The following is an 816-nucleotide window of genomic DNA, read 5'->3' as shown; positions in this document are numbered from 1 at the left end:
GGCTCACCCCGCGGACCCGCTTGAAGGCCGCCGACAGCGCGAACGCGCTCCCGTACCCCACCCGCCGGGCCACCGACCCCACCGTGGCGTCCGGCTCGCGCAGCAGGTCGGCGGCCAGGGCGAGCCGCCAGCCCGTCAGATGGGCGACGGGCGGCTCCCCGACGAGCTCCGTGAACCGCCGGGCCAGCGCGGCCCGTGACACCCCCGCCCGCCGCGCCAGCTCGGCCACGGTCCACCCGTACGCGGGCTCCTCGTGCAGCAGCCGCAGCGCCACCCCGACGACCGGATCGCCCTGCGCCCGGTACCAGCCCGGCGCCCCCGCCCCGGGAGCGGCGAGCCAGGCCCGCAGCACTCCGATCAGCAGCAGGTCGAGGAGCCGGTCCAGGACGATCTCCTGCCCCGGCTCGTCCCGGGCCACCTCCGTGGCCAGCAGCCCGATCAGGGTGGCGTCGGCCGCCCCCGCCGGACGGACCAGCACCGCGGGCAGCGCTCCCAGCAGCAGCCGGCCGATCTCGCCCGGCGCCTGGTACGTCCCGCTCAGCATCACGGCCGCACCCGGCCCCGGCCGGCCCCACGTCCGCACCCCGAGCGCGAGCCGCTCGGCGAGGTCCTCGCCCTCCGGCGTACTGCACCGCTGGTCGGGCCCGACCGTGACCTCCACCGGGGTGTCCGGGCGGTCCGCGAGGGTGTACGCCCCGGGCCCCCGTACGACCGCCACGTCACCCGGGCCGACCAGCGCCGGCTCCCCGTCGTCGGGCAGCAGCCACGCCTGGCCCCGCACCATGGTGAGCACCGACAGCGGGGCCCGGTCCTCGA

General features: G+C 78.7%; 1 protein-coding gene. It reads right to left on the bottom strand.

Going from position 1 to position 816, the window contains the following annotated elements; all coding sequences use genetic code 11:
* A partial coding sequence (locus tag VR44_RS38490) for an AraC family transcriptional regulator (RefSeq protein WP_045952332.1) occupies positions 1-816 on the bottom strand: 816 nt, incomplete at both ends.

It is taken from the genome of Streptomyces katrae (assembly GCF_000966975.1).
Classification (GTDB): domain Bacteria; phylum Actinomycetota; class Actinomycetes; order Streptomycetales; family Streptomycetaceae; genus Streptomyces; species Streptomyces katrae.
The sequence above is the reverse complement of the archived record's forward strand: the minus strand, read 5'-3'. Positions and strand labels throughout refer to the sequence as shown.